This is a genomic window from Streptomyces sp. NPDC026673 (assembly GCF_040638135.1).
Lineage (GTDB): Bacteria > Actinomycetota > Actinomycetes > Streptomycetales > Streptomycetaceae > Actinacidiphila.
This window is the reverse complement of record NZ_JBEZXR010000095.1, coordinates 1-22,004: the sequence shown is the minus strand read 5'-3', so window position 1 is coordinate 22,004 and position 22,004 is coordinate 1. Positions and strand designations below refer to the sequence as shown.

Sequence of the window (22,004 nt, the reverse complement as noted above, 5' to 3'; positions counted from 1 at the left end):
AATAGGGTGAAATCCGGCATAGGGCGTCCGTAAGGCTACGTAGAGGGGCGGGCCCTCCCGCCCCCGTGCGTACGTACTGCCGTACGTCATCGAGGTGCCCGCCGCCGCAGGGCTGCCGGCCTGTGATGCGGGGCATCCGATAAGTCACTGATCAGGTGATATGCGTACGATGGGAGAGGTTCAGGACGGGGGCATCCGGCCCGGGCGACGTCGCTGGCATCCCAGCCCGCCCACGGGCGGCGAGGAGCAGGGGTGAGTGTTCAGGACAGGGACCGGCTGAGCCGGCGCATGCTGGCCGGGCTGCTGACCGAGAGCCATCTGATGCCCCTGGAGCGACTGCCGGCCAAGGTGGCCGAGCACGCCGAACCCGCCGGCCTCGCGCATGTGACGATCTACCTCGCCGACCTCCAGCGCCATGTGCTGCGCAACCTGGCCGAGACGGGAGCGGGCGGCTGCCCGCAGCACGGGAGCCACACCGCCGAACTGAGGATCGAGGGCACGGTGCCCGGCCGGGCCTTCCAGTACGGGCGACTGCTCCCCGCCACCTCCACGTGCCCCGGCAAGTACCGGTGGTGGGCGCCCCTGCTGGGCGGAACGGAGCGGCTCGGGCTGCTCCGCGCCACCACGGAGGACGACGACCGCCGCACCCGCGAGGACGTCCAGCTGCTGGCCGACGCGGTGGCGCTCATCGTGGCCTCCAAGCGCGACTACAGCGACGCGCACGCCCGGACGGTGCGCACGGACACCATGAACGTCGCGGCCGAGATGCAGTGGCGCCTGCTGCCGCCCCGCTCGTACTCGGACGGCCGGGTGGTCATCTCGGCCGCGCTGGAACCCGCCTACCGGGTCGGAGGGGACGCCTTCGACTACGCGCTCGACGGACCGCTGGTCCATCTGTCGATCTTCGACGCGATGGGGCACGACACCGCGGCCGGCCTGACCGCGAGCCTCGCGATGGGTGCGAGCCGCAACGCCCGCCGCCGGAAGGCGGAACTGGTCGAGATCACCGAGGAGATCGAGAGGGTCCTGATCGAGCAGTTCGGGGGAGCGCGCTACGCCACGGGCGTCGTGGCGCGGCTGGACACCGCCACCGGCCTCCTGGAATGGGTCAACCGCGGGCACCACCCGCCGGTCCTGATCCGGGGCGGCCGCTGGGTCACGAAGCTGACCTGCCAGCCTGGCGACCCGATGGGCATGGGACTGGGCGTGGTGCCCGAAGTGTGCCGCGAGCAACTGGAGCCCGGGGACCGCCTCGTGCTGTACACCGACGGCATCACGGAGGCCCGCACGGCTGCCGGGGACGAGTTCGGGCTCTCCGGGTTCATCGAATTCCTGATCCGCCACCACGCCGACCGGCTGCCCGTCCCGGAGACCCTGTGCCGCCTCATGAACCGGGTGGTGACCCACCACGCGGGCGAACTGGGGGATGACGCCACGGTGTTGTTCTGCGAATGGCTCGGCTGCTGCGCGGACGGCAGCGATCTGGCGGCGGCCGTCGCCGGGGTGCCGCTCGTGCGGTCCATGACGGACGGACCCATGGCGCGGGCCGCCGGGATGCGCGGCGGACGACCTCGGTCCGCCGACGTCATGGCGCCGGACGGCGATGGGTGACCCACGGAAGGGCCACCGGTCCCGGGCGGGCAGGTGACCGGAGGCGGTGAACCTGCGCGTACGGAGCGGACTCCCGCGGGGACTCCCGGAACCGCCGCCCCGCGCCGCGCGGACGCGCTACCGCCCACCCGGCCGGGGTAGGCGTATCGCGCGGGGGCGCCGCGCAGAAGGGAGAACTCCGATGACCGACGGTTCCATGAAGGCGGTCGGCTGGGCCCGGTCCTTCCCGGTGTCGGGCGGAGTGCGCGCGGGCCGCCGGTGGGCGCGCGAGCACCTCGCCTCCCTCGACTGGACCGAGGACGCCCCCGATACGGTCGACGACGTTCTGCTCACCGTGTCGGAACTCGTCACCAACGCCCACATCCACGCGCACAGCGACGCCGACCTCGTCCTCACCTGGGACGGGCGGTGCTTGCACGTCAGCGTCCACGACGCGGACGACGAGGTGCCGGCGCCGCGCGCCCCCGACGACTCCGCCACCGGAGGACGGGGCCTCGCACTCGTGCACGCCGTCGCGGACCACTGCCACGCCCGCTCCCAGACGAAGGGCAAGACGATCACGGCGTGCTTCACACCGTCCGGCGGCGAACGTGACGAGCCTTCACACAATCTCTCCCACCGCCCCGGCCCGGACCGCGCGTCGCGGGGCAGGCGCAGTGCGACGACACACTGCTGAACGGCGAAACGTGGCCGAACCGGGCCCATGAGGGGGCGTCCATGCGAGCATTCACGGAGCAACTGTCCCTGCGCCTGATCACCGGAACCCGGCGGTTCCTGGATCTGTCCGCGCGCTGCGAGTACCGCTCCGACGACCCCTACACCGTGCGGATGCGGTTCGGCCGCGACGGTGACGACGAGGCGCAGTGGGTGCTCTCCCGTGACCTGCTCCTGGCCGGGCTCGCCGCGCCCGCGGGGCACGGCGACGTCCACGTCGAGCCCGGCGACCACGCCCACACCCTCATCACCCTCGCGGCCCCCGGTGGTACCGCCGTCCTGCAGATCGCCACGGGCGTGCTCGCCCGGTTCCTGGCCGCGACCGCGGAACTCGTCCCGCTCGGCACCGAGAACGCCCGCATCGACTGGGACGGCTGCATCGCCGAACTCCTCTCGGCCTGAGGACGTTCCTCAGGGCGCCGGCACCCCGATCGGGTTGGGGAAGCGCAGGGCACCCGCGCAGGCCCGGGCCGGAGCGGACACCGCGGCGGCGAGCCGCTCGACGGCCTCTTGGGGCAGCGCCTGCCACGGGCGTGCGGCGGCGCGGTCCGTGGCGTCCTCCAGCGCCCGGTGGGCCTCCCGCCCGGCGACGGTCGCGCTGCCGTCCGCGCCGAGCAGGCCGCGTGCGGCGAGGCGGGCCCGGGCGGCGTCCCACTGCTCGTCGGTCCATCCGCGGTGGGGCTGCAGCTCCGTACGGGGAAGGTCGATGCCCGACCGCAGGACGAGCGCCTCGCAGCCGTCCAGTCCCGCCGCGACGAGGGCGGCGACATGGCCGTCCCCGCGGTGCTCGCGCAGCACGGTGGCCAGGTGCCACAGGACGTCCACCGGGTCGCCGGGCACGGGCAGCGCGGCGTTCGCCGCGGCGAGCACCCGTCCGGCGAAGTCCAGCCCCTCGACGACCGGACGCAGCAGGGCCACCGCCTCGGTCACCGCGGCCTCCTGCCCCGCGAGCAGCCGGCGCAACGCCGCCCCCGCTCCCAGCAGCCGTACCTCCAGGGCGCGTTCGGGAGGCGTGAACTCCCAGACGGCGGGCAGGGCGCGGGCCACCATGGCGGGTGCGAAGCCGAAGAAGGCGGCCACGACCGGCTCCGGCCCGACCGCGCCGAGCGGTGCCGCACGACCGGCGAAGTAGCCGCGCCAGAAGCCGCGCAGGCCGGCTTCCTCGTACGCGGCGCGGGCCTCGGGCGCGAAGTAGGTGACGGCGTGCACCGGTTCGACGAGCCGCCACACGCGCCGGGCGGTGTGGTCGGCCTCCGCGGCCGTGCGGGAGTCGTTCACGGTCGCGTGCCTCCTGCCGGTCCGCCGGTCACCAGGCCGGTGACCAGGCCGGTGACGTCGGTCCTGGCCTCGATCGCGCGCAGGACCGCCACCATGTCCGCGCGCCCGTCGCCCCGTTCCACGGTCTCCTCGAAGAGGGCGTGGCAGGCGTCCAGCAGCGGCGAGGCGAGTCCGGACGCACGGGCCGCCCCGGCGATCAGGCGGTTGTTGTGCAGGACGTCCGCCGCCGCGGCCTGGGCGGTGAAGTCGCGCTCCCGCAGCTTCGGCGCCTTCATCCGGGACACGGCGCTGGCCATCGGTCCGGCGTCGAGGACGGAGAGGAACTGCCCGGTGTCCAGGCCCTGCCGCTGCGCGAAGTGGAAGGCCTCGGTGAGGCCGGTGACCATGGTGATCAGGAAGAGGTTGACCGACAGCTTCATCAGCAGCGCGCCGGGCACCGCCCCGCAGTCGAACGTCTCCCGGCACAGGGGCGCGAGGAGCGGCCGCACCTCTTCCACCGCCGAGGGGTCCCCGGCGAGCATCGCCACGAGCCGCCCCGCCTCGGCCGGTTCGCGGGAACCGGAGACGGGGGCCTCCGCATAACGGCCGCCCGCGGCCTGGACGGCGGCCTCCAGACCGCGGGAGTACTCGGGCGAGGTGGTCCCCATGTGGACGACGACGTGCCCGGCCACCCGTGCGGCGAAGTCCGGGGTGCCGCGACCCAGGACGGCGTCGACGGCCGCGTCGTCGGCCAGCATGAGGATCACCACGCGGGTCCGTGCGAACACCTCTTCCGGTCCGCCCACGACCTCGGCCCCGGCGGCGACGAGCGGCGCGCTCCGGGCGTCCGTGCGGTTCCAGACCACGAGCCGTACCCCTGAGCCGGCCAGCCGGAGGGCCATGGGCTGTCCCATGATCCCCAGGCCGATGAATCCCACGTCCACTGCCCCACCGCCGTCCCGACCGTTCGACCGCGCATTATGACAGCGGTCATAATAGTCTTCGGGGGAACGGGCGCCACCCCGGCCGGTATCGTCGGGCCGCCCGTGTGGGTGCCCCGCACAGACGGGCAGAGGGTGGGAGGTCGAGGTCGGTGATGGCCGGTTCCGGGCGCGGACCCCGCGAGCGCATGGTCTTCAGCGCGGCGCAGCTCATCCGCCGCGGCGGTGTCACCGCGACGGGCATGCGCGACGTCGCCGCCCACGCGCAGGCGCCCCGGGGCTCGCTGCAGTACTACTTCCCCGGCGGGAAGGAGCAGATGGTCAACGAGGCGGTCGGCTGGGCCGGTCGCTACGCGGGCAACCGCGTTGCCCGTTTCCTCGCCGCCCTGCCCGAGCCGACGCCCGGCGGACTGTTCGCCGCCATGGTCGGCCAGTGGACGGACGAGTTCCTGACCTCGGGCTACGACGCGGGCTGCCCCGTCGCGGCCGCCACGGTGGACTGCGCCGGGACCTCCGACTCGACCCGCACGGCCGCCGCCGCGGCCTTCGCGACCTGGACCGGACCCGTGGCCGGGGCGCTGGAGGCGATGGGGGTGCCGGCCGAGCGGACGCAGTCGCTGGCGACCTTGATGATCAGCGCCATCGAAGGGGCCGTCGTCATCGCCCGCGCCGAACAGGACGTGCGCGCCCTCACCGCCGTGACCCGCGAACTCGGGCCGATGCTCGACGCCTGCGCCGTACCGCGCGGCTGAGGCGCCCGCACGCCCTCGCCGGCCCGAGCCGCGGGCACGGCGGCGGCCCGTTCCGCGCCCCGCCGTCGGCCGTGCCCCGCGCCCCGGCGTGAACGTGCTCCGTCCACCACCGGGCCGGACCCGGCCGCTGACGGCCAAGCGCGCCCGCGGGGCGCGGGCGGCACGGTGCGGTTGCTCCATCAGGCGGTGGAACGGCGGCGGTACGGGGCTTTTCGCCGGGGACGCGATCGACCTCGGCGGGCAGCGAACCGCGCGGCCGCCGGGCTCGCTCCCGGCCGCCGCCGCACCCGGTCGGGCGGGATGAGGGCCGCCCTCTGGCGGCTCAGCCCCGGGCCGGCCGCCGCCGCGCCGCCGTGGGCCGATGCGGCGGTGACGTGCCGAGGGCGCCGTCACCGTGCGGAAGCGTGCCGGCGGTGAGGAAGAAGGAGACGGCGTAGGTGAACCGCCCGGTGCGTACGGCGTCGTCGTAGCAGGCCGTGAACCGCTCCGCGTCCGCCGCGCCGAGCAGGCCCCGGGACGCGGCGGTGTGGGCCCAGGTGCGCAGGCCCATCACGTTGTCCGCCGCCGAGGGGTCGCGCACGACGAGCGTCCGGACCTCGGCCGAGACGCCGGTCAGACCGCGCGCGGCCAGCATCCCGGCGTGCCGGTGGGCGAGCGTGCCGTTGCGCAGGAGGACGTCGGCGCGGAAGCGCAGCACCCGTCGCGCGAGGTCCTGATCCTCGATGTCCAGGACCTGCGTGTCGTAGTCCGGGTCGGCGAGCACGATCCGGCCGCCGGGGCGGACCACGCGGAGCATCTCGTCCAGGACGTCGCCGGGCGCGGCGACATGCTGCAGGACCCGGTCCGCCCACGCTCCGTCGAAGCGGCCGGACCGGAAGGGAAGCCGGTGCCCGTCGGCGGCGGCCACGTGCCGCACGCCGCGCGCCCGTGCCTCGGCGGCCATCGTCAGCGAGCTGTCCACCGCGACGGCCTCGGCCCCGTACCGTGCGCGCAACGCCATGGCGGCGTCCCCGGAGCCCGCCCCGACCTCGAGGAACCACGCGCCGGGTGCCGGGCGCAGCAGCTCGCGCACCCGCTCCTTGTATCCGGCGTAGAACGGCTCCGCGCTCAACGTGACCAGCACCCGCACCCAATCGGCGGGCCGCGGCTGGTGATCAACGGCCGTGAAGCCGTGGGCGGCCTGGTCCTCACTCATGGGAGGACGGTAGAGCCTGTCGGCACCTTCCCTCTCGCGATGCACCGCACGTGGGGGCACCTCCCAGCGCCGGCCGGGGGAGCCGATGTCACGGCAGGCTCTGGGGCGGAGGGGCCGCCGCCGGCACTCCTCCGCCGTCGGGTCAGACGGCTTCCTGCGGCGCGGGGGACACCGGGCGCCCGGGGAGCAGCGCCGTCAGCGCGGCGCGGTGCAGACCGGCTATCGGTCCGACGAGATCCGGATGGCGCAGCAGCGCCGCCGCCGAGCGGTCGAGGGCGCTCGGGTCGGTGAGCCGGAGCGCGTCCCCCACGAGGGCGGACCCGTGGTCGGTGGCGGCGAGGGCGGCCACGGCGGAGGCGGCCAGGTCGGCGTCGGAGAGCAGGCAGGCCGCCCAGCTCACGACCGCCTCGTCCACCCAGGTACGCCAGCTGGCCTCGGCGTCCTCGTCGGCGGCCCCGGACCCGGCCCCGGCCCCGGCTCCCGTGATCCGGTCCAGCCGGTCGGCTCCGCCCGGCGCGAGCAGCCCGAGCAGGGCGGCGTCCACGGCCGTCGGGTGGCGCAGCGCCGCGGCGACCGTGGCGGCCTGGCGGGCCTGGGCCTCCGCCAGGGCACGGCTGAGGGCCCCGCCGGTCGCCGGGTAGGCGGTCAGCAGCCAGCGGGTGGCCGCGGCGACGACCGCCGAGAACTCACTGTGCATGCCGACCGGACCGTCCTCCGCGCGCGTGGGTGCCGCGCCCGGGCGGTGCGCGGAACGGACAGCCTACGCACATACCCCGTGTCGCGACATGAGCCGCATCACGCCCCGCCCCATCAGGCCAGGCGCAGGGCCCCCGAACCGGGAACCCTGCGCCGCCTCCCCGTACCCCGGAGGTCAGGACCGGCCGCGGCCGCTGACGAAGTCGCGGGCACGATCGACGAGGCCGGCTCCCGGGGCGAGGATCTTGTTGGCGGGAGGGGTGTCCGGCGCGGCCGGGTGGGGGCGGGTGGGAGCGAGGGACTTGGCGCGGCGCACCTTGTCGCCGAGGTCGTCGAGCGCCTCGGGGGAGCAGGCGCTGCCGAGCTTCGGGAAGAGCCTGCCCTCCTCGTCCTGGACGTGCGCGGTGACCTCGTCCATCAGCTGCATGAGCAGCGGGTGGAAACGGCCGTCGTTGGGCGGCAACTGCTCCAGATCCTTGAGCAGTTCCTCGATCCTGGCGTGGTCCGCGATCTCCTTGTCCGCGATGCGGTCGCCGTCCTCGACGTGCTCGCGGACGGCGGGGTAGAGGTACTGCTCCTCCGCCACCGAGTGCCGCACCAGCTCGATGGTCACCTCGTCCACCAGTTCCCGCAGCGCAGGGGAGCCGGTCGACATCGACTGCATGCGGTCGAAGATCTCCTCGACCTCCCGGTGGTCGGCCAGCAGCTCCGCGATCACGTTTCCGCCGTGTCCCATTCGCTCACGCCTTTCCGTGCGGCAGTACGGCCCGGGCGTGCGCACGGGCCGAACCCCATCCATTCCACTTCGGGCCGTCCACCCCACCCGGGGGCGCGGGCACCACCCGCCCGGCGGCACACCGCGGCGACGGGACGCAGGTGTTCACAGGCGTTCCCGCGGCCGGCGCAACGGGTCCGCGCGGGCGATCAGGAGGGCGACGTCGTCGTGGTCGTCGGCGGTGCGCAGCTCGCGCAGGAGCCGGTCGCAGGTCTCCTCCACCGAGGGGTCCGGCGAGCCGAGCAGCGCCAGGAGCACCTCGAGGCGCTCGTCGATCGGGTCGTCCCGGGTCTCCACGAGCCCGTCCGTGTACAGCACGAGCCGGTCACCGGGGCCGAGCGTGATGGTCGTGCTTTCGAAGGGGACGCCGCCGACGCCCAGGGGTGTGCCGGTGGGCAGGTCGAGCAGTTCCGGCGTGCCGTCGCCGCGCACCAGGACGGGGGGCAGGTGCCCGGCGGTCGCGATGTGGCACTCGGCGCGGCGCGCGTCGTACAGGGCGTAGACGCAGGTCGCGATGTACGGGTCCAGGCCGCGGGTGATCTTGTCGAGGTGGCTCAGCACCTTGGCGGGGTCGAGGTCGAGCTCGGCCAGCGTGGAGGTGGCCGTGCGCAGCCGGCCCATCGTGGTGGCGGCCTCGATGCCGCTGCCCATGACGTCGCCGACGACCAGTGCCGTCCGCTCGTCGTCGAGCGGGATCACGTCGTACCAGTCGCCGCCGACCTTGCTCCTGGCCTGGGCGGGCCGGTAGCGCGCCGCGACCTCCAGGCCCGGATGATGGGGCTGCGGCACCGGGAGCAGGCTGCGCTGCAGCGTCTCGGCGGTGTTGCGCACCTGCTGGTACCAGCGGGCGTTGTCGATGCAGACGGCGGCACGGGACGCCAGTTCGCAGGCGAGGGTGAGGTCGTCGTCGTCGAAGGGCGCGTGCGTACGGGCGCGGCACATGCCGACCACCCCCAGGACCTCACCGCGCGCGATGAGCGGGATCGCCATGCACGAGTGGACGCCGGCGTCCGCGAGGAGCCGGGCCGACTCGGGATCGGGGGTGATGCGCTCGAGGTCGTGCTGGCCGGCGTGGGCGATCATATGCGGACGGAGCGTGCGCACGCACTGCGCGGAGAGGTGCTCGGCGTGGTACGCGACGACGTCACCCGGGGCCGGGGCGGCCCGCGCCGCCTCCGTGGGGTAGGCGCTCCTGACCGCGAGCGAGCGGAACACCGGCGGGTCCTGCCGGAGCGCCGGGGCGCGCTGGTCCAGGACACCGTCGAGGATGTCGACCGCGGCCAGGTCCGCCAGGTCGGGCACGACGACCTCGAGGAGTTCCCGGGCCGTGCGCTCCACCTCCAGGGCGGTGCCGATGCGGGCGGAACCGTCGGCGATCATCGCCAGCCGCCGCCTGGCCCGGTCGGCCTCCGCGGCCGCGCGGTGCCGGTCGGTGATGTCCACGACGACCTCGGCGATGCCCAGCACATGACCCCGGTGGTCCTCAAGCCGGTAGAGGGACACCGCCCACGCGTGTTCGCCGCGCGGGTCGGAGGGGGTGCGGCCGACGGTGTACCGGTCCACCATCGGCGTCCCGGACGCCAGCACCTGCCGCATCTCGGTCTCCACCGCGCGGAACTCCGCGCCCGGCAGAACGCTGCGGAACGACCGCCCCAGATGGTCCTTCACCGAGATGCCGTGGAACCGCGCGAGCGCGGGATTGAGCGTGAGGTACCGCAGCCGGGTGTCCAGCACCGCGATGCCGATCGGCGACTGGGAGATCAGCCGCGTGGAGAGGGCGACCTCCTGCTCCACCTCGCGCATGGTGGACTGGTCGGTGGCGAGCCCGAGGATGTAGTAGTCGCCGAGGCTGTCCATCAGCCGCATGTTGCGGAACTCCACCATCCGGCGGCCGCCGTCCTTGCGGCGCACCGGGAAGGACCCCGCCCAGCTCTCCCCGGTCTTCATGATCTCGGAGAAGAGCTCGATGACGAGCGTGCGGTGGGGATCGTGCACCAGCAGTGGCGCGGCGTACTGCCCGACCGCCTCCTCCGCGGTGTAGCCGAACAGCTCCTCGGCCTGCGGGCTCCACATGTCGACCCGCCCGTCGCTCTCCAGGAGCACCGCGGCGACACCCAGCAGGTCCATCAGCCCGCTCGGGCTCGACGAGACCCCGTCCAGCCGCTCCGGGCCCGTCGCGTACCGATCCGTGTCGCTCATGGTGGGCGCCTCTTCCGCCTGCCGGTTCCGGCCGGTCGGTCCGCCCTCCCCTCCTCGCCGACGCGCTTCCATGGTCCCCCCGAAGACGCGGTGGCGCACCCCTCGGAAAGCGCTCCCGCAGGGGGTACGGGGGCCCTCGGCGCGGGCGCGTCCCGGCTTGCGGTGATGGTGAGGCGGGCGCACACAATGGTCATGAGGTGGGGTTTCCGATGCTGCCGGCGGTGCCCTCCGGCGGTGCGCTCCGGCCGTGGTCGTCCGGCCGGGCTCCGGCCGGTTTCCCCCGGCGCACGAGGCGCGCTCCGCCCCGCCGCGCGGCCGGTGCCGGCCCGGGACGAGTGGAGGCAAGCCCTGTGAGCGTTGAACCGGAGTCGCTCGCCCGTCCCCAAGGCCCTCCCGCGGGTCCGCTGTCCGGACCGAACGGAACGGACGAGGCGACGTCCCCCGGCCCTGACCGGAACTCCCCCTCCCGCCGGCGGACGCCGACGGTCGTCGTGGGCGCCCCGCCCCCGCCACCGGTCGAGCCGCCGGACGACGGGGGCGGCGGCGGGGGCGGCGGAGACGGCGGCGAGGGCGGAGGCGGACAGGAGGGCCCCTGGTGGCGGTCGGTGCCCAAGGTGGCCGCGATCACCGCCGCGGTGGTGGCCGCGGTGGCACTGGCCGTGATGTTCACCCGCCCCGGAGGGGTGTCGGGCGCGAAGGAGGGCGAGCTGTTCCTCCAGCCCGCGGGCAGTGCGGGACCGAACCCGTTCACGCGGTCGACGGCCGAGACGACCGCCGCGCCCTCCGCGACCCCGCCGCTGCCGACCCCGTCCGCGGGCGCGGGCACCGTACGCCAGGTCTACAGCGGCGGCATGCCCGGTCTGTACGGCGGGACCCGATCCGTCGCGAGCTGCGACGTGGGGAAGCAGATCGACGTCCTGTCGGCGGACGCCTCCAAGAACAAGGCCTTCGCCTCGGTGCTGGGCATCGCGCCGTCCGGTGTGCCGGCGTATCTGCGGGACCTGACCCCCGTGCAGCTCAGGGCGGACACCCGGGTCACCAACCACGGCTACCGCGACGGCCGGCCCACCGCGTTCCAGTCGGTGCTGCAGGCCGGGACGGCGGTCCTGGTGGACGACCGCGGCATGCCCCGGGTGCGCTGCGCCTGCGGGAATCCGCTGACGCGGCCGGTCGAGCAGAAGGGCGGCGCCCGGACCGTGGGGCAGGCGTGGTCCGGATACCAGCCGTCCAGGACGGTGGTGGTGGCGCCGGCGCCGGAGCCGGTGAAGAGGTTCACGGTGCGCGACCCGGACTCCGGCGAGTGGTTCACCCGGGACAGCGGCGACGGCAAGGCGGCCGGAGACCGCAAGACGACACCCCCGGAGAACGCGCCGTCCGGCAGCACCCCGGGGTCGCCCCCGGGCGGTTCGCCGGCCGCCCCCGAGCAGGGCGGCCCGTCCGCGCCGCCGGAGGGTACGGCCCCCGGCGGGACCGCCCCGCACTCCCCGTCCCCGGAGACGACGGGCCCGGGGCCGCAGAGCCCCGCCCCCGGCACCCCCGGACCGCCCGGAGGGGTGAGCCCCCCGCCCGGCGGTACGGTGCCGGAGCAGCCGTCCGGCCCGGCCGCGTCCCCGTGACGCCGGGCCGGGCCGGGGCCGTGCCGTGCCGTCTCGGCGGCCTCAGTACGTGGTGAAGTCGGCCATCATCGCCATGTCCTCGTGCTCGAGGTTATGGCAGTGGATCATGAATTTGCCGGTGTAGTCGGTGAAGCGGATCGCCACCTCGACGGTCTCGCCGGGGCCGGTCGCCACCGTGTCCTTCCAGCCCGCGTCGAAGGCGCCCGGCCTCTTGCCGTTGCGGGACAGCACGCGGAAGGAGTCCAGGTGCACGTGGATGGAGTGGAAGAAGACCGAGGTGAACTTCCAGATCTCGACCGTGCCGAGCTTGACCCGGGCCAGCGAGCGACCGGGCTTGTAGGGCAGGCCGTTGATCGTCCAGCCGTCGCGGGAGTGCCGGAAGGCGAAGGTCCGGTGCGCCACGGCCTGCCGCGGGTCGAGGACGGTGGCCGGGTAGCGCGACAGCCGCTTGGGGATGTGGGTGTCGTCGTGCGGCCTGCGGGAGGAGGGCGAGACGTCGAAGCGCATGACCTGCGAGGTGCTGCCGCTGCCGAACCGGTTGACCAGGCGCACCTTGGTGCCGGGCCGGTAGCGGGCGAAGTCCACGATGATGTCGAAGCGTTCGGCCGGGGCCATGCGCAGGCTGTCGTGGGCCAGCGGGCTGCCCAGCAGCCCGCCGTCGCTGCCGATCTGCAGCAGGCCCTTGCCGCCCGGCGGCGGGGGGTCCAGCTCCAGGCGGAAGTCCCGGACGTTGCAGGCGTTGAGGAACCGCAGCCGGTAGCGCTGCCGCTTGACCCGGTGGACGGGCCACGGTGCGCCGTTGACCAGGATGACGTCGCCCATCATGCCGAAGTGGTGCGCGTGCACGACGCCCGGCTTGCGCATCCCGGAGTCGACCGCGGGGTAGATCAGCGCCCCATTCTCGGCGAACGCCCGGTCGGCGAGCAGCAGCGGGATGTCCCGGGAGCCGCGGGGCAGGTCGAGCCCGTCCTCCTCGTCGTCGGTCACCAGGTGGAAACCGGCCAGTCCCCGGTACACCGCCGGGCCGGTGTAACCCATCCGGTGGTCGTGGTACCAGTGCGTTGCCGCGCGCTGCAGCATCGGGTAGGTGTAACTGCGCTGGCCATGCGAGAGGTTGCCGTGTGAGCCGTGCATCTCCGGCATGCCCGCCATCGCGTCGGCGTACGACATGCGGCTGCCCACCGGCATTGTCAGGTCGATCGGGTAGCCGTCGCTGTCGGCGGGGGTGTGGCCGCCGTGCAGGTGGATCACGGTCGGCTGGGGCAGTTCGTTGCGGTGCGTGACGACCGTGCGGCGCCCCGAGCGGGAGACGACCGTGGGGCCGGGGAAGAAGCCGTCGAAGGTCCAGCAGTTGGTGCGCAGTCCTGGGAGGAGCTCCAGTTTCGCCACGCGCTGGGTGATGTTGTAGTAATCGGTCGTCGCGGTCCGCAGGGTGGGCTCGAGGACCGGCGGGACCGGCAGGGGTACCTGGTACGGGCGGGGGAGCCGGGCCTTGCTCCGCAGGACCCCGCCGGGTGGTACATCGGCCAGCGGAGTGCCCGCCCAGGCCCTGCTCGTCGCGCCCGCCCCGGCGACGGCCGCCCCCGCGGCGAGAAAACGGCGCCTGCCGATGCCTTCGATCACGTAGGGCTCCCAAATGTGACGATTTGCGCGATTTTCCGGTCGGCGTCACAATAGCCCGCCCGAGCCGTGCGCGACGGCGCCACACGCGGGCCCCGCGAACAACCTTCGGACCGACCCGCCACCCTTCCGGCCCCGGATCCGCCGCCCCACGGGCGTGCCCCCGCCGTCCCGCGCCCGGATCACGCCCGCCGGCGGCGCCGTCGGGCCGGTTCGAGGCGCGGATCGAACACGCCCCCGCTGATGCCCGCCAGCACCAGCCCGGCCGCGATCAGCAGTCCCTGCGGCAGGACGATGCCGATGACGATCCAGGCGAGGGACACCGCGAGGAGGAACCAGGCCAGCCTGCGCCGGTACTCCCGCGGCGCGCACGGACGTCCGGTCCGCAATCCGTCGGCGAAGCGGGGGTCGGTGCGCCGGGTCTCGGCCTCGATGTCCTCGATGGCCTTGTGTTCGTACGGCATGATCACTCCTCCTCCCGGAGCCGGGCGGGGTGCCTGCTCCCTCCACCGTCACTCGCGGCCCCCGCCGGGACCATCGGTGCCGCCACCCATTCCGGCGCCCGGGAAATGGGTGCCGGCACCGATGGCCGCGGGCCCCCGGCCCGGGGCAGGCTGGGACCGGGACCCGGGTCCCACCACGCACGGCAGGAACAGCGCGGCCCGCGCAGGACGTCGCGGCACCGTCGGCGGACAGTGGAGGAAAGCCCCCGAGGAGGGCGGGACCATGTCGCTGTACTGGCGGATCTTCCTGCTGAACGGCGCGGTGCTGGTCGCCGCCGCGGTGCTGCTGCTCGGCCCCGTCACGGTCTCCACCCCCGTGCTGCTGGGCGAGGCCATGGTGCTGGGCGTGGGACTGATCGCGATGCTCGTCGCCAACGCCCTGCTCCTGCGCGTGGGGCTGGCGCCGCTGCAGCGGCTGAGCCGGGCGATGAACTCCGCCGACCTGCTCCGCCCCGGCGGCCGTCCCGCCGTCACCGGATCGGGGGAGATGGCCGGGCTGATCGCGACGTTCAACACGATGCTCGACCGGCTGGAGGCCGAGCGCGCCGCCACCAGCGCCCGCGTACTGTCCGCGCAGGAGGCCGAACGCCACCGGATCGCCCAGGAACTCCACGACGAGGTGGGCCAGACCCTCACCGCCGTCGTGCTCCAGCTCAAGCGGGCCGCCGACCTCGCCCCCGACCCTCTCCAGGACGACCTCCGCCAGGTGCAGGAGACCACGCGCGCCGGACTGGACGAGATCCGCCGCATCGCGCGCCGCCTGCGCCCGGGCGTGCTGGAGGAACTCGGCCTCCACAGCGCCCTGCGCGCGCTGGCCGCCGAGTTCGGCACACCCGCGCTGACCGTGGTGGACCGGTGCGGCCACGGACTCCCGGCGTTCGACGAGCAGACCGAGCTGGTGCTCTACCGCGTGGCCCAGGAGGCGGTCACCAACGCGGCACGGCACGCGGCCGCCGACCGGGTGGAGATCCATCTCGCGGCCCGCCCCGGCGGCGGGGCCGAACTGCTGGTCCGGGACGACGGCAAGGGCGTCGGCGACGTCCCCGAGGGCGCGGGCATGCGCGGCATGCGCGAGCGGGCCCTGCTGATCGGCGCCGTCCTGGAGGTGGCGGCCGCCCCGGGCGGCGGCACCGACGTCCGGCTGGCCGTACCCGCGCCGGCCGCGGGAGGCCGACGATGACCGGGGCGCAGCGCACCCGCATCCTCCTCGCCGACGACCACGCGCTGGTGCGGCGGGGCGTCCGGCTCATCCTGGACAGCGAACCCGACCTCCGCGTGGTCGCCGAGGCCGGCGACGGCGCCGAAGCCGTCGCCAAGGCCCGCACGGAGCAGGTCGACCTGGCCGTCCTGGACATCGCGATGCCCCGCATGACCGGCCTGCAGGCCGCCCGGGAACTCAGCAGGCTCCGGCCCGGGCTGCGCATCCTCATCCTGACGATGTACGACAACGAGCAGTACTTCTTCGAGGCGCTCAAGGCCGGGGCCAGCGGATACGTCCTGAAGTCCGTCGCGGACCGCGATCTGGTCGAGGCGTGCCGCGCCGCCGTGCGCGACGAGCCGTTCATCTACCCCGGCGCCGTCACCACCCTCATCCGCACCTACCTCGAGCGCGCCCGCCAGGGCGAGCCCCTGCCGGCCCGCGCCATCACCGACCGCGAGGAGGAGATCCTCAAGCTCGTCGCCGAGGGCCACACCTCCCAGGAGATCGCCGACCTGCTCTTCATCAGCATCAAGACGGTCGAGCGGCACCGCGCCAACCTCCTGCAGAAACTCGGTCTGCGCGACCGCCTGGAACTCACCCGCTACGCGATCCGGGCCGGGCTCATCGAACCGTGACCGCCGCCCGCCGGCCCGGCGGGCGGCGGCGACGACTCAGCTTCCCGTGCCGGGGTAGGCGAAGGTCGATCAGGGAGCCTGCGATGAGGGAAGCAGAGCGGCAACCGCTCGACGAGGACCGGGTGCAAGGCGAGGCCACCGCACTCGGCCCCAGTGGACTCATGGACGTGCTCGGCGTGGCGGCGATCCTGCTCGAGGCGGACGGGCGCATCGACATGTGGAGCCCGCACGCGGAGGAACTGTTCGGTTACACCGCGGGTGAGGCGGTCGGGCAGTACGCCGCGCCGCTGCTCGTCCGGCCCGAGCACCGCGACGAGGCGATGAGGCTGTTCGCCGAGGTGCTGGAGACCGGCCGCAGCTGGTCGGGGGCGTTCCCGGTACGCCACAAGGACGGCAGCACCCGGCTGGTGGAGTTCCGCAACGTCCGGCTGATGGGCGGCGGGGGCGACTTCTACGCCCTCGGGATCGCCACCGACCGGCCCGTGCTGCGGAGTCTGGAACGCGGCCTCGCCCTCTCCCTCCGGCTGGTCTCCCAGTCCCCGATCGGGCTCGCGGTCCTCGACCCCGAGCTGCGCTATCTGTCCGTCAACCCCGCCCTGGCGAAGATGCACGGCGTGTCCGAGAGCGACCACATCGGGCGCCGGTTCCGGGAAGTGCTCCCCGGCGCGCGGTACCGCATGGCGGAGGACGCGATGCGGCAGGTCTTGCGCACCGGGACACCGGTCGTCGACCGGTACGTCGTCGGCCGTACGCCCGCGGACCCCGGTGCCGACCGGGCCTGGTCGGTCTCCTTCTTCCGGCTGGAGGACCAGAACGGCCACGTCCTGGGCGTCGCGACCTCGGTGGTGGACGTCACCGACCGGCACCGCAGCGCACGGGAGGCCGAGCGGGCCCGGCGGCGCCTCGCGGTGATCGCCGACGGCTCCGCCCGCATCGGCACGTCACTGGAGGTGGAGGGCACCGCCCGGGAGCTCGCCGCCGTCGTCGTCCCCGAACTGGCCGACTTCGCCGCCGTGGACGTCCTGGACTCCGCCCTGCGGGACGACGGCGGCGAGCCCGGCGAGGACCGCCCGCGGTTCCGCTCCCTCGCCTCCCGATGCGCCCGCCCCTCGGAGGCGGCCGGGGCCTTCGCCAGGGCGGGACACATGGTGGCCTACGCCCCCGACCATCTGGCGGCGCAGTGCCTGGAGACCGGCCGCCCGGGCCTGATCACGCACGCGGACGACCGGAGCCTGACGCGTATCGCCCGCGACCGCGACGCCGCGGACCTCCTCGCCCGGGCGGGCGTCCACACGGCGATGGCGGTGCCGCTCGTCGCCCGCGACCGGATCCTCGGTGTGGTCGGGCTGGCCCGGGCCGACAACCCCCAGCCCTTCGACGAGGACGACCTGACGCTCGCCTGCGAACTGGCCTCCCGCGCCGCGGTGTCCATCGACAACGCACGGCTCCACCAGCAGTTGCGCAGCACCGCCGAGACCCTTCAGCGCAGTCTCCTGCCGCGACTGCCCGCGAGTCTGCCGCGGCTCGAACTGGCCGCACGCTACTGCCCGGCGCAGGCCAGCAGCGAGGTGGGCGGCGACTGGTACGACGTGATCCCGCTCGACGGCGGCGGGGCCGTGCTGGTCGTGGGCGACGTCATGGGCAGCGGTGTCCCCGCGGCCACCACCATGGGCCGGCTGCGCACCGCGACCTCCACCCTCGCCGGCCTCGACCTGGAACCCGCCCAGGTACTCGGTCACCTCGACCGGATCACCCGGGGGCTGGATCCCTACATCGCGACCTGCGTCTACGCGGTCTACGAGCCCGGGCGCGGAGTGTGCCGGCTCGCGAACGCGGGCCATCTGCCGCCGGTCGTGGTGCGTGCCCGCAAGCGTCCCGAACTGCTGGAACTGCCCACCGGCATCCCGCTGGGGGTCGGTGGTGTGCCCTTCGAGAGCACCACCGTCGGACTGGGCCCGGGGGACCGGCTCGTCCTGTACACCGACGGGCTGGTCGAGACCCGCGACCGGGCCATCGACGAGCGCCTGGACGACCTCCTGCGCCTCCTGGACGCGCCGGACGAGTCGGTGGAGGAGACCTGCGATCGGCTCCTCGCGGCGCTGCGCCACCCCGCGGACCGTGACGATGTGGCACTCCTCATCGCGCGTCCCCGGGACCCCTGACCCCGACGCCTGACCGCGACCTCCGACCGGGCGCCGGGGGAACGCGGCCGCCCGCGGCGGCCGGGCCGGGGGTCCGGCCGTGGGCCGCCGCGGACGGCGCTGGGTCATGTGGTGCTGAAGGTGAACCAGTTGACGTTCACGAAGTCCGCGGGCTGGCCGCTGGTGAACGTGAGATACACGTCGTGCTTGCCGGTGACGCCCGAGATGTTGGCCGGGACCGTCCTCCAGTTCTGCCAGCCCCCGGTGTTGGCCACGGAGAAGCTGCCGATCGGGGCGTTGCTCCGGCTGTCCAGCCGTACCTCGACCAGACCGCTGACGCCGCCCGCGGCACCGGAGGCGACCCGCGCCTTGAACTGCCGGGCCGCCGTCGTCCCGAAGTCGACGCCCGGGTAGAGCGCCCAGTCGCCGTTCGCGAGCGACGCCAGGTTCTGCCCGCCGCCGGTGTCCGTGGTGGTCTCCACGGTGGTGCCGGACTGCTGACCGTAGGACTCGGCCTGGAGGGTGCCGTACGCGCTGCCGGTGCCGCCGGTCGGCGGGGGCGAGGTCGGGGGCTGCGTGCTGCCGCCGCCGGAGCTGTAGACGGCGACGTAGTCGACCAGCATGGGCACACCGGAGACCGTGGAGGCGGTCGGCGTCTTGTACCCGGCCACCGGGTCGGGGAAGGCCCCGCCCATCGCGACGTTGAGCAGGATGAAGTGGCCGTGGCCGGTGGCCGCGTTCCAGGTGGACGCGTCCATCTGGCTCGCGTTTACCGAGTGGAACTGGACGCCGTCGACGTACCAGCGCAGCTGCTGGGGGCTGACGCTGCGGTCCCACTCGAAGGCGTAGGTGTGGAAGTTGCCCTGGCAGGCGCTGCCGGGACAGGTCCGGGTGGCGCCGAGGCCGCTGGTCTCGTTGCAGTAGCCGCCGGGGTTGGTGCCGCAGTGCAGGGTGCCCCAGACCTGGTTGACGCCGTTGACGTTCTCCATCAGGTCGAACTCCCCGATGGACGGCCAGTTCCAGTAGTTGCCCCGATAGGGCGCGCCCAGCGTCCAGAAGGCCGGCCAGTAGCCGGCGGCGGCCGCCCCGGTGACGTTCGGCATCTGGATGCGGGACTCGATGCGCAGCTTGCCGCCCGAGGGGGGTTCGAAGTCGCTGCGGCGCGTCTCGACGCGGCCGGAGGTCCAGTTGCCGGAGCCGTCCCGGATCGGGGTGATGCGCAGGTTGCCCGAGCCGTCCTGACGGAGGTTCGCGGTGTTGGAGGTGTAGGTCTGCACCTCGCCGGTGCCCCAGTTGGCGGCGCCGCCGGGGTAGCTGGTGCCGGTGTCGATGATCCAGTTGTCGCTCGACGGGAGGGTGTTGGCGGACCCGCTGAAGTCGTCGCTCCAGACGGTGGTCCAGCCGGACGGAGCGGTCGGGACGGCGGCCTTGGCCGAGCCGAGCAGGCCCAGACAGAGCGCGGTCGCGGTGGCCGCGGCGGCCACCATCAGGGTCAACGGTCTGGCGGCGTACCGCCTACCGGTGCTCGTTCGCGCGGACACGGGTGTGGTGCCTCCTCGATGCCGGGGGAGGGTACGGGGCGGGTGGGCGCCACGCCGGACGTGAGCGGTCCGGCGTTCTGAGAGCGCTCTCAGGGCGCGGGAACACCTTCCCGCCAGGGGGGAACGCGGTCAATACATGGAACAAAAGAAGTCGGGACGGGTTGCGTGCCTTCACTGTGTGGACGTTCCGACGGGGGGTGCGGGCGTCCGGGGCGGCGGCCCTTGGCTGAAGTCCACGTCAAATAGCGCGGGTTGGGAGATCGGTTCGCACCTCCGCAGTCGCGGGGTGTCCACCCTTCGAAGTCGTCCGGCCTGCTGAGAGCGCTCTCACCGGGACACTCGCGCTTCTTGTGTCGGTCCTGTGAAAACAAGTGGCCATGATCTGCCGGGACCTGGGTAGCCGACGTGTAGAGGAATGGGGGTGAACGCGATGCCGACAGGTCCCCACCGCACAGGCGAACGGCACGACGAGCGCATCAAGAAGCGCGCGCCGGACCCGGGTGAGAGCGAGCGACGAGTCAAGGAGACCGCCGCCCGTACCGTCGACAAGAGGTGTGCCCGCACCGGGAACGCGGCGGCCGGCGGTCGGGCCTGGGCCCGCGGGGCCCCGCGTGCGGCCGCCCGCAAGTGGCGGCCGGGCGCCGCGGCATCGACGGCCGCTCCCGCGTGAGGGAGGCCGCACCCGACCGCGCCCCGGGCGTTCGCCGACCCGGGGTTCGCATCCGCAGCACCACCGGCCCGGTACACGGTCAAGGCAACCGGGGCCGCGCAAGGGAGAACATCATGATCATCCTCGGCATCATCCTGCTCATCATCGGATTCCTCACCGGAATCTCCATCCTGTGGACCCTGGGAGTCATCCTCGTGGTCATCGGCCTGGTGCTCTGGGTCCTGGGTGCCATGGGGCACGCGGTCGCCGGGCGCCGCCACTACTACTGACGGCCGTGCGACGGAGAAGGGTGCCGCGTCCCGTGACGTCGAGGGCGCGGCACCCCCGCCCTCCCCCGTGTGACACACGATCACGCGGGGGAGGGCGGAAGCGCGTACGGCCGGCGGCGACGGCCCCGTCTCGCCGCGCCGGAGACGCGCGGCGACCGAGCCGTACCGACCACACCCGGCGCGGTCACGGCATTCGCCGGCCTGCCGCCGTGTCAGCCGCGGTCCGGCGCCGAGGTGTGCGAGGCGAGGGCGGCGCGGGCCGGTCGCCAAGCGGCCGCGCCGCTCGGCGACCGCGTGCCGCCCCGGCTCGACGGCCGGTACGCCCACCCGGTCCGTGGGTCGCCCGGATGGGCTGCCTGCAGTGGTCACCTGCGCGCGCGGGGGATTGGTTGTGATATGTCCCCCCGACGCCCAGGCGCACTGGAGTACTCGCATGGAATCCGGTTCCTCCGCGCACAACTGCCCCTTCGACTTCGCCGAAGCCCTCGAGTTCGACCCGCAGCTGAAGCACTTCATGGAGAGCGAGAAGATCTCCCGCATCAAGCTGCCGCACGGTGAGGGCGAGGCCTGGCTCGTCACGCGGTACGAGGACGTGCGGACGGTGACGACCGACCGGCGTTTCAGCCGCGCAGCCGTCGTCGGCAAGGACTTCCCCCGCATGACGCCGGAGCCGATCGTCCAGGACGAGGCCATCAACGTGATGGACCCGCCGGACAGCAGCCGGCTTCGCTCCCTCGTCTCCAAGGGCTTCACCCCGCGGAACGTCGAGCACATGCGCCCCAGCATCGAGCGGGTCGTCGCCGAACTCCTCGACGGCATGGAGGAGAGCGGCTCCCCGGCCGACCTCGTGGAGCACCTGGCGGCGCCGCTCCCGCTGGCCGCCATCTGCGAGGTGCTCGACATCCCCGACGAGGACAGCTGGGAGCTGCGGGGCCACGCCCGCACCATGATGGACTTCAGCCCCGACAACCGGGACAACGCCGTCCACTCCAAGGCCTATCTGCGGGAGTACTTCGGCAAGCTCACCGCCGAGCGGCGCGCCCGCCCGGGCGACGACCTGGTCAGCGTGCTGGCCACGGCTCGTGACGGGGACGAGATCCTCAACGACAAGGAACTCGCCGTCATGGCCATGGTCCTGCTCATCACGGGCCAGGACACCACGTCGAACGAGATCGGCAACATCGCCTACACCCTGCTCACCCGGCCGCGCGAGCTGGCCCTGCTGCGCGAGCGGCCGGACCGCATCCCGCAGGCCATCGAGGAGATGCTGCGGCACATCCCGTTCCGCAAGGGCGTCGGCATCCCGCGGATCGCCATCGAGGACGTGGAGCTGGGCGGTGTCCTGATCCGGGCCGGGGACGTCGTCCACGTGTCCTACCTGACGGCGAACCGCGACCCCGCGAAGTTCGAGCGCCCCGACGAGCTGGACTTCGACCGCGTCAACACGCCCCACATGACCTTCGGATGGGGCGGCCACCACTGCCTCGGCGCGCCCCTGGCGACCATGGAGCTCCAGGTGGCCTTCCGGGAGCTGCTGCGGCGCTTCCCGGACCTGCGGCTGGCGAAGCCGGCTCTTTCCTGAAGCAGAAGCCGCGATCCAAGACGAAGTGGCAGGAGATTCTCGACAACGAGCGAGGGCCTGCTTGGGGTTTTTACCTGAAGCTCCGC

20 protein-coding genes are annotated in these 22,004 nt (G+C 73.8%); 11 read left to right on the top strand and 9 right to left on the bottom strand.

The annotated features are described in order from the left end of the window. Nucleotides 1-288 precede the first annotated feature (288 nt). The 3 genes from AB0F62_RS37770 to AB0F62_RS37760 all read left to right on the top strand — a co-directional run bounded on the left by AB0F62_RS37770 (nt 289) and on the right by AB0F62_RS37760 (nt 2,727). Nucleotides 289-1,611 (top strand): PP2C family protein-serine/threonine phosphatase, encoded by a 1,323-nt coding sequence (locus AB0F62_RS37770; protein ID WP_361810180.1) that lies wholly within the window; start codon nt 289-291, stop codon nt 1,609-1,611. Between the two features lie 181 nt (nt 1,612-1,792). Beyond that, complete coding sequence (locus AB0F62_RS37765) at nt 1,793-2,287, top strand: ATP-binding protein (RefSeq protein WP_361810166.1); 495 nt, start codon at nt 1,793-1,795, stop codon at nt 2,285-2,287. Nucleotides 2,288-2,328: 41 nt separating this feature from the next. Continuing rightward, nucleotides 2,329-2,727 carry an SsgA family sporulation/cell division regulator gene (locus AB0F62_RS37760; protein ID WP_361810164.1) on the top strand — a complete coding sequence of 133 codons (399 nt, stop codon included), beginning with the start codon at nt 2,329-2,331 and terminating at the stop codon, nt 2,725-2,727. 9 nt (nt 2,728-2,736) lie between these two features. Here the strand turns inward: AB0F62_RS37760 and AB0F62_RS37755 are convergent, their stop codons facing one another. Together AB0F62_RS37755 and AB0F62_RS37750 are read right to left on the bottom strand one after the other, a co-directional pair. Then, nucleotides 2,737-3,603: a hypothetical protein gene (locus AB0F62_RS37755; RefSeq protein ID WP_361810162.1), complete on the bottom strand. Its 867-nt coding sequence runs from the start codon at nt 3,601-3,603 to the stop codon at nt 2,737-2,739. Continuing rightward, nucleotides 3,600-4,526 carry an NAD(P)-dependent oxidoreductase gene (locus AB0F62_RS37750; protein WP_361810160.1) on the bottom strand — a complete coding sequence of 309 codons (927 nt, stop codon included), beginning with the start codon at nt 4,524-4,526 and terminating at the stop codon, nt 3,600-3,602. Before AB0F62_RS37750 ends, AB0F62_RS37755 begins: the two co-directional genes overlap by 4 nt. 152 nt (nt 4,527-4,678) lie before the next feature. Between AB0F62_RS37750 and AB0F62_RS37745 the strand changes: the two genes are divergently transcribed. Next, the gene (locus AB0F62_RS37745; RefSeq protein WP_361810158.1) at nt 4,679-5,275 is read left to right on the top strand and encodes a TetR/AcrR family transcriptional regulator; all 597 of its coding nucleotides are present in this window, start codon (nt 4,679-4,681) and stop codon (nt 5,273-5,275) included. A gap of 322 nt (nt 5,276-5,597) precedes the next feature. On the opposite strand, the gene AB0F62_RS37740 is transcribed toward AB0F62_RS37745, so the two are convergent. The 4 genes from AB0F62_RS37740 to AB0F62_RS37725 form a co-directional block, all read right to left on the bottom strand. Further along, complete coding sequence (locus AB0F62_RS37740) at nt 5,598-6,470, bottom strand: methyltransferase domain-containing protein (protein WP_361810156.1); 873 nt, start codon at nt 6,468-6,470, stop codon at nt 5,598-5,600. A 142-nt stretch (nt 6,471-6,612) separates the two neighbouring features. After that, nucleotides 6,613-7,167, bottom strand: coding sequence for a hypothetical protein (locus tag AB0F62_RS37735; protein ID WP_361810154.1), 555 nt, complete (start codon nt 7,165-7,167; stop codon nt 6,613-6,615). Nucleotides 7,168-7,341: 174 nt separating this feature from the next. Continuing rightward, nucleotides 7,342-7,902 carry a hemerythrin domain-containing protein gene (locus AB0F62_RS37730; RefSeq protein ID WP_361810152.1) on the bottom strand — a complete coding sequence of 187 codons (561 nt, stop codon included), beginning with the start codon at nt 7,900-7,902 and terminating at the stop codon, nt 7,342-7,344. A gap of 144 nt (nt 7,903-8,046) precedes the next feature. Then, nucleotides 8,047-10,140 (bottom strand): SpoIIE family protein phosphatase, encoded by a 2,094-nt coding sequence (locus AB0F62_RS37725; protein WP_361810150.1) that lies wholly within the window; start codon nt 10,138-10,140, stop codon nt 8,047-8,049. Nucleotides 10,141-10,490: 350 nt separating this feature from the next. Between AB0F62_RS37725 and AB0F62_RS37720 the strand changes: the two genes are divergently transcribed. Next, a complete protein-coding gene (locus AB0F62_RS37720; protein ID WP_361810148.1) occupies nt 10,491-11,756 on the top strand; it encodes a DUF6777 domain-containing protein in 1,266 nt (421 codons plus the stop codon). A 42-nt stretch (nt 11,757-11,798) separates the two neighbouring features. Here the strand turns inward: AB0F62_RS37720 and AB0F62_RS37715 are convergent, their stop codons facing one another. Together AB0F62_RS37715 and AB0F62_RS37710 are read right to left on the bottom strand one after the other, a co-directional pair. Then, nucleotides 11,799-13,379, bottom strand: coding sequence for a multicopper oxidase domain-containing protein (locus tag AB0F62_RS37715; protein WP_361810146.1), 1,581 nt, complete (start codon nt 13,377-13,379; stop codon nt 11,799-11,801). 179 nt (nt 13,380-13,558) lie between these two features. Next, entirely contained in the window at nt 13,559-13,840 is a 282-nt protein-coding gene (locus tag AB0F62_RS37710; RefSeq protein WP_361810144.1) for a DUF3040 domain-containing protein, read from the bottom strand. A 262-nt stretch (nt 13,841-14,102) separates the two neighbouring features. Between AB0F62_RS37710 and AB0F62_RS37705 the strand changes: the two genes are divergently transcribed. The 3 genes from AB0F62_RS37705 to AB0F62_RS37695 all read left to right on the top strand — a co-directional run bounded on the left by AB0F62_RS37705 (nt 14,103) and on the right by AB0F62_RS37695 (nt 17,877). After that, nucleotides 14,103-15,059: a HAMP domain-containing sensor histidine kinase gene (locus AB0F62_RS37705; protein ID WP_361810142.1), complete on the top strand. Its 957-nt coding sequence runs from the start codon at nt 14,103-14,105 to the stop codon at nt 15,057-15,059. Further along, nucleotides 15,056-15,715, top strand: coding sequence for a response regulator transcription factor (locus AB0F62_RS37700; RefSeq protein ID WP_361810140.1), 660 nt, complete (start codon nt 15,056-15,058; stop codon nt 15,713-15,715). The genes AB0F62_RS37705 and AB0F62_RS37700 overlap by 4 nt, the downstream gene beginning before the upstream one ends. Before the next feature lie 83 nt (nt 15,716-15,798). Continuing rightward, a complete protein-coding gene (locus tag AB0F62_RS37695; RefSeq protein ID WP_361810138.1) occupies nt 15,799-17,877 on the top strand; it encodes a SpoIIE family protein phosphatase in 2,079 nt (692 codons plus the stop codon). A 104-nt stretch (nt 17,878-17,981) separates the two neighbouring features. On the opposite strand, the gene AB0F62_RS37690 is transcribed toward AB0F62_RS37695, so the two are convergent. Beyond that, entirely contained in the window at nt 17,982-19,343 is a 1,362-nt protein-coding gene (locus AB0F62_RS37690; RefSeq protein WP_361810178.1) for a glycoside hydrolase family 16 protein, read from the bottom strand. A gap of 484 nt (nt 19,344-19,827) precedes the next feature. Here AB0F62_RS37690 and AB0F62_RS37685 point away from each other — a divergent pair, with 484 nt between their 5' ends. The 3 genes from AB0F62_RS37685 to AB0F62_RS37675 all read left to right on the top strand — a co-directional run bounded on the left by AB0F62_RS37685 (nt 19,828) and on the right by AB0F62_RS37675 (nt 21,918). After that, nucleotides 19,828-20,067 carry a hypothetical protein gene (locus tag AB0F62_RS37685; RefSeq protein ID WP_361810136.1) on the top strand — a complete coding sequence of 80 codons (240 nt, stop codon included), beginning with the start codon at nt 19,828-19,830 and terminating at the stop codon, nt 20,065-20,067. Between the two features lie 113 nt (nt 20,068-20,180). Then, nucleotides 20,181-20,336, top strand: a complete 156-nt coding sequence (locus tag AB0F62_RS37680) for a DUF6131 family protein (RefSeq protein ID WP_018557825.1) — start codon at nt 20,181-20,183, stop codon at nt 20,334-20,336. A gap of 433 nt (nt 20,337-20,769) precedes the next feature. After that, nucleotides 20,770-21,918 (top strand): cytochrome P450, encoded by a 1,149-nt coding sequence (locus AB0F62_RS37675; protein WP_361810133.1) that lies wholly within the window; start codon nt 20,770-20,772, stop codon nt 21,916-21,918. The last annotated feature ends 86 nt before the right edge of the window (nt 21,919-22,004 follow it).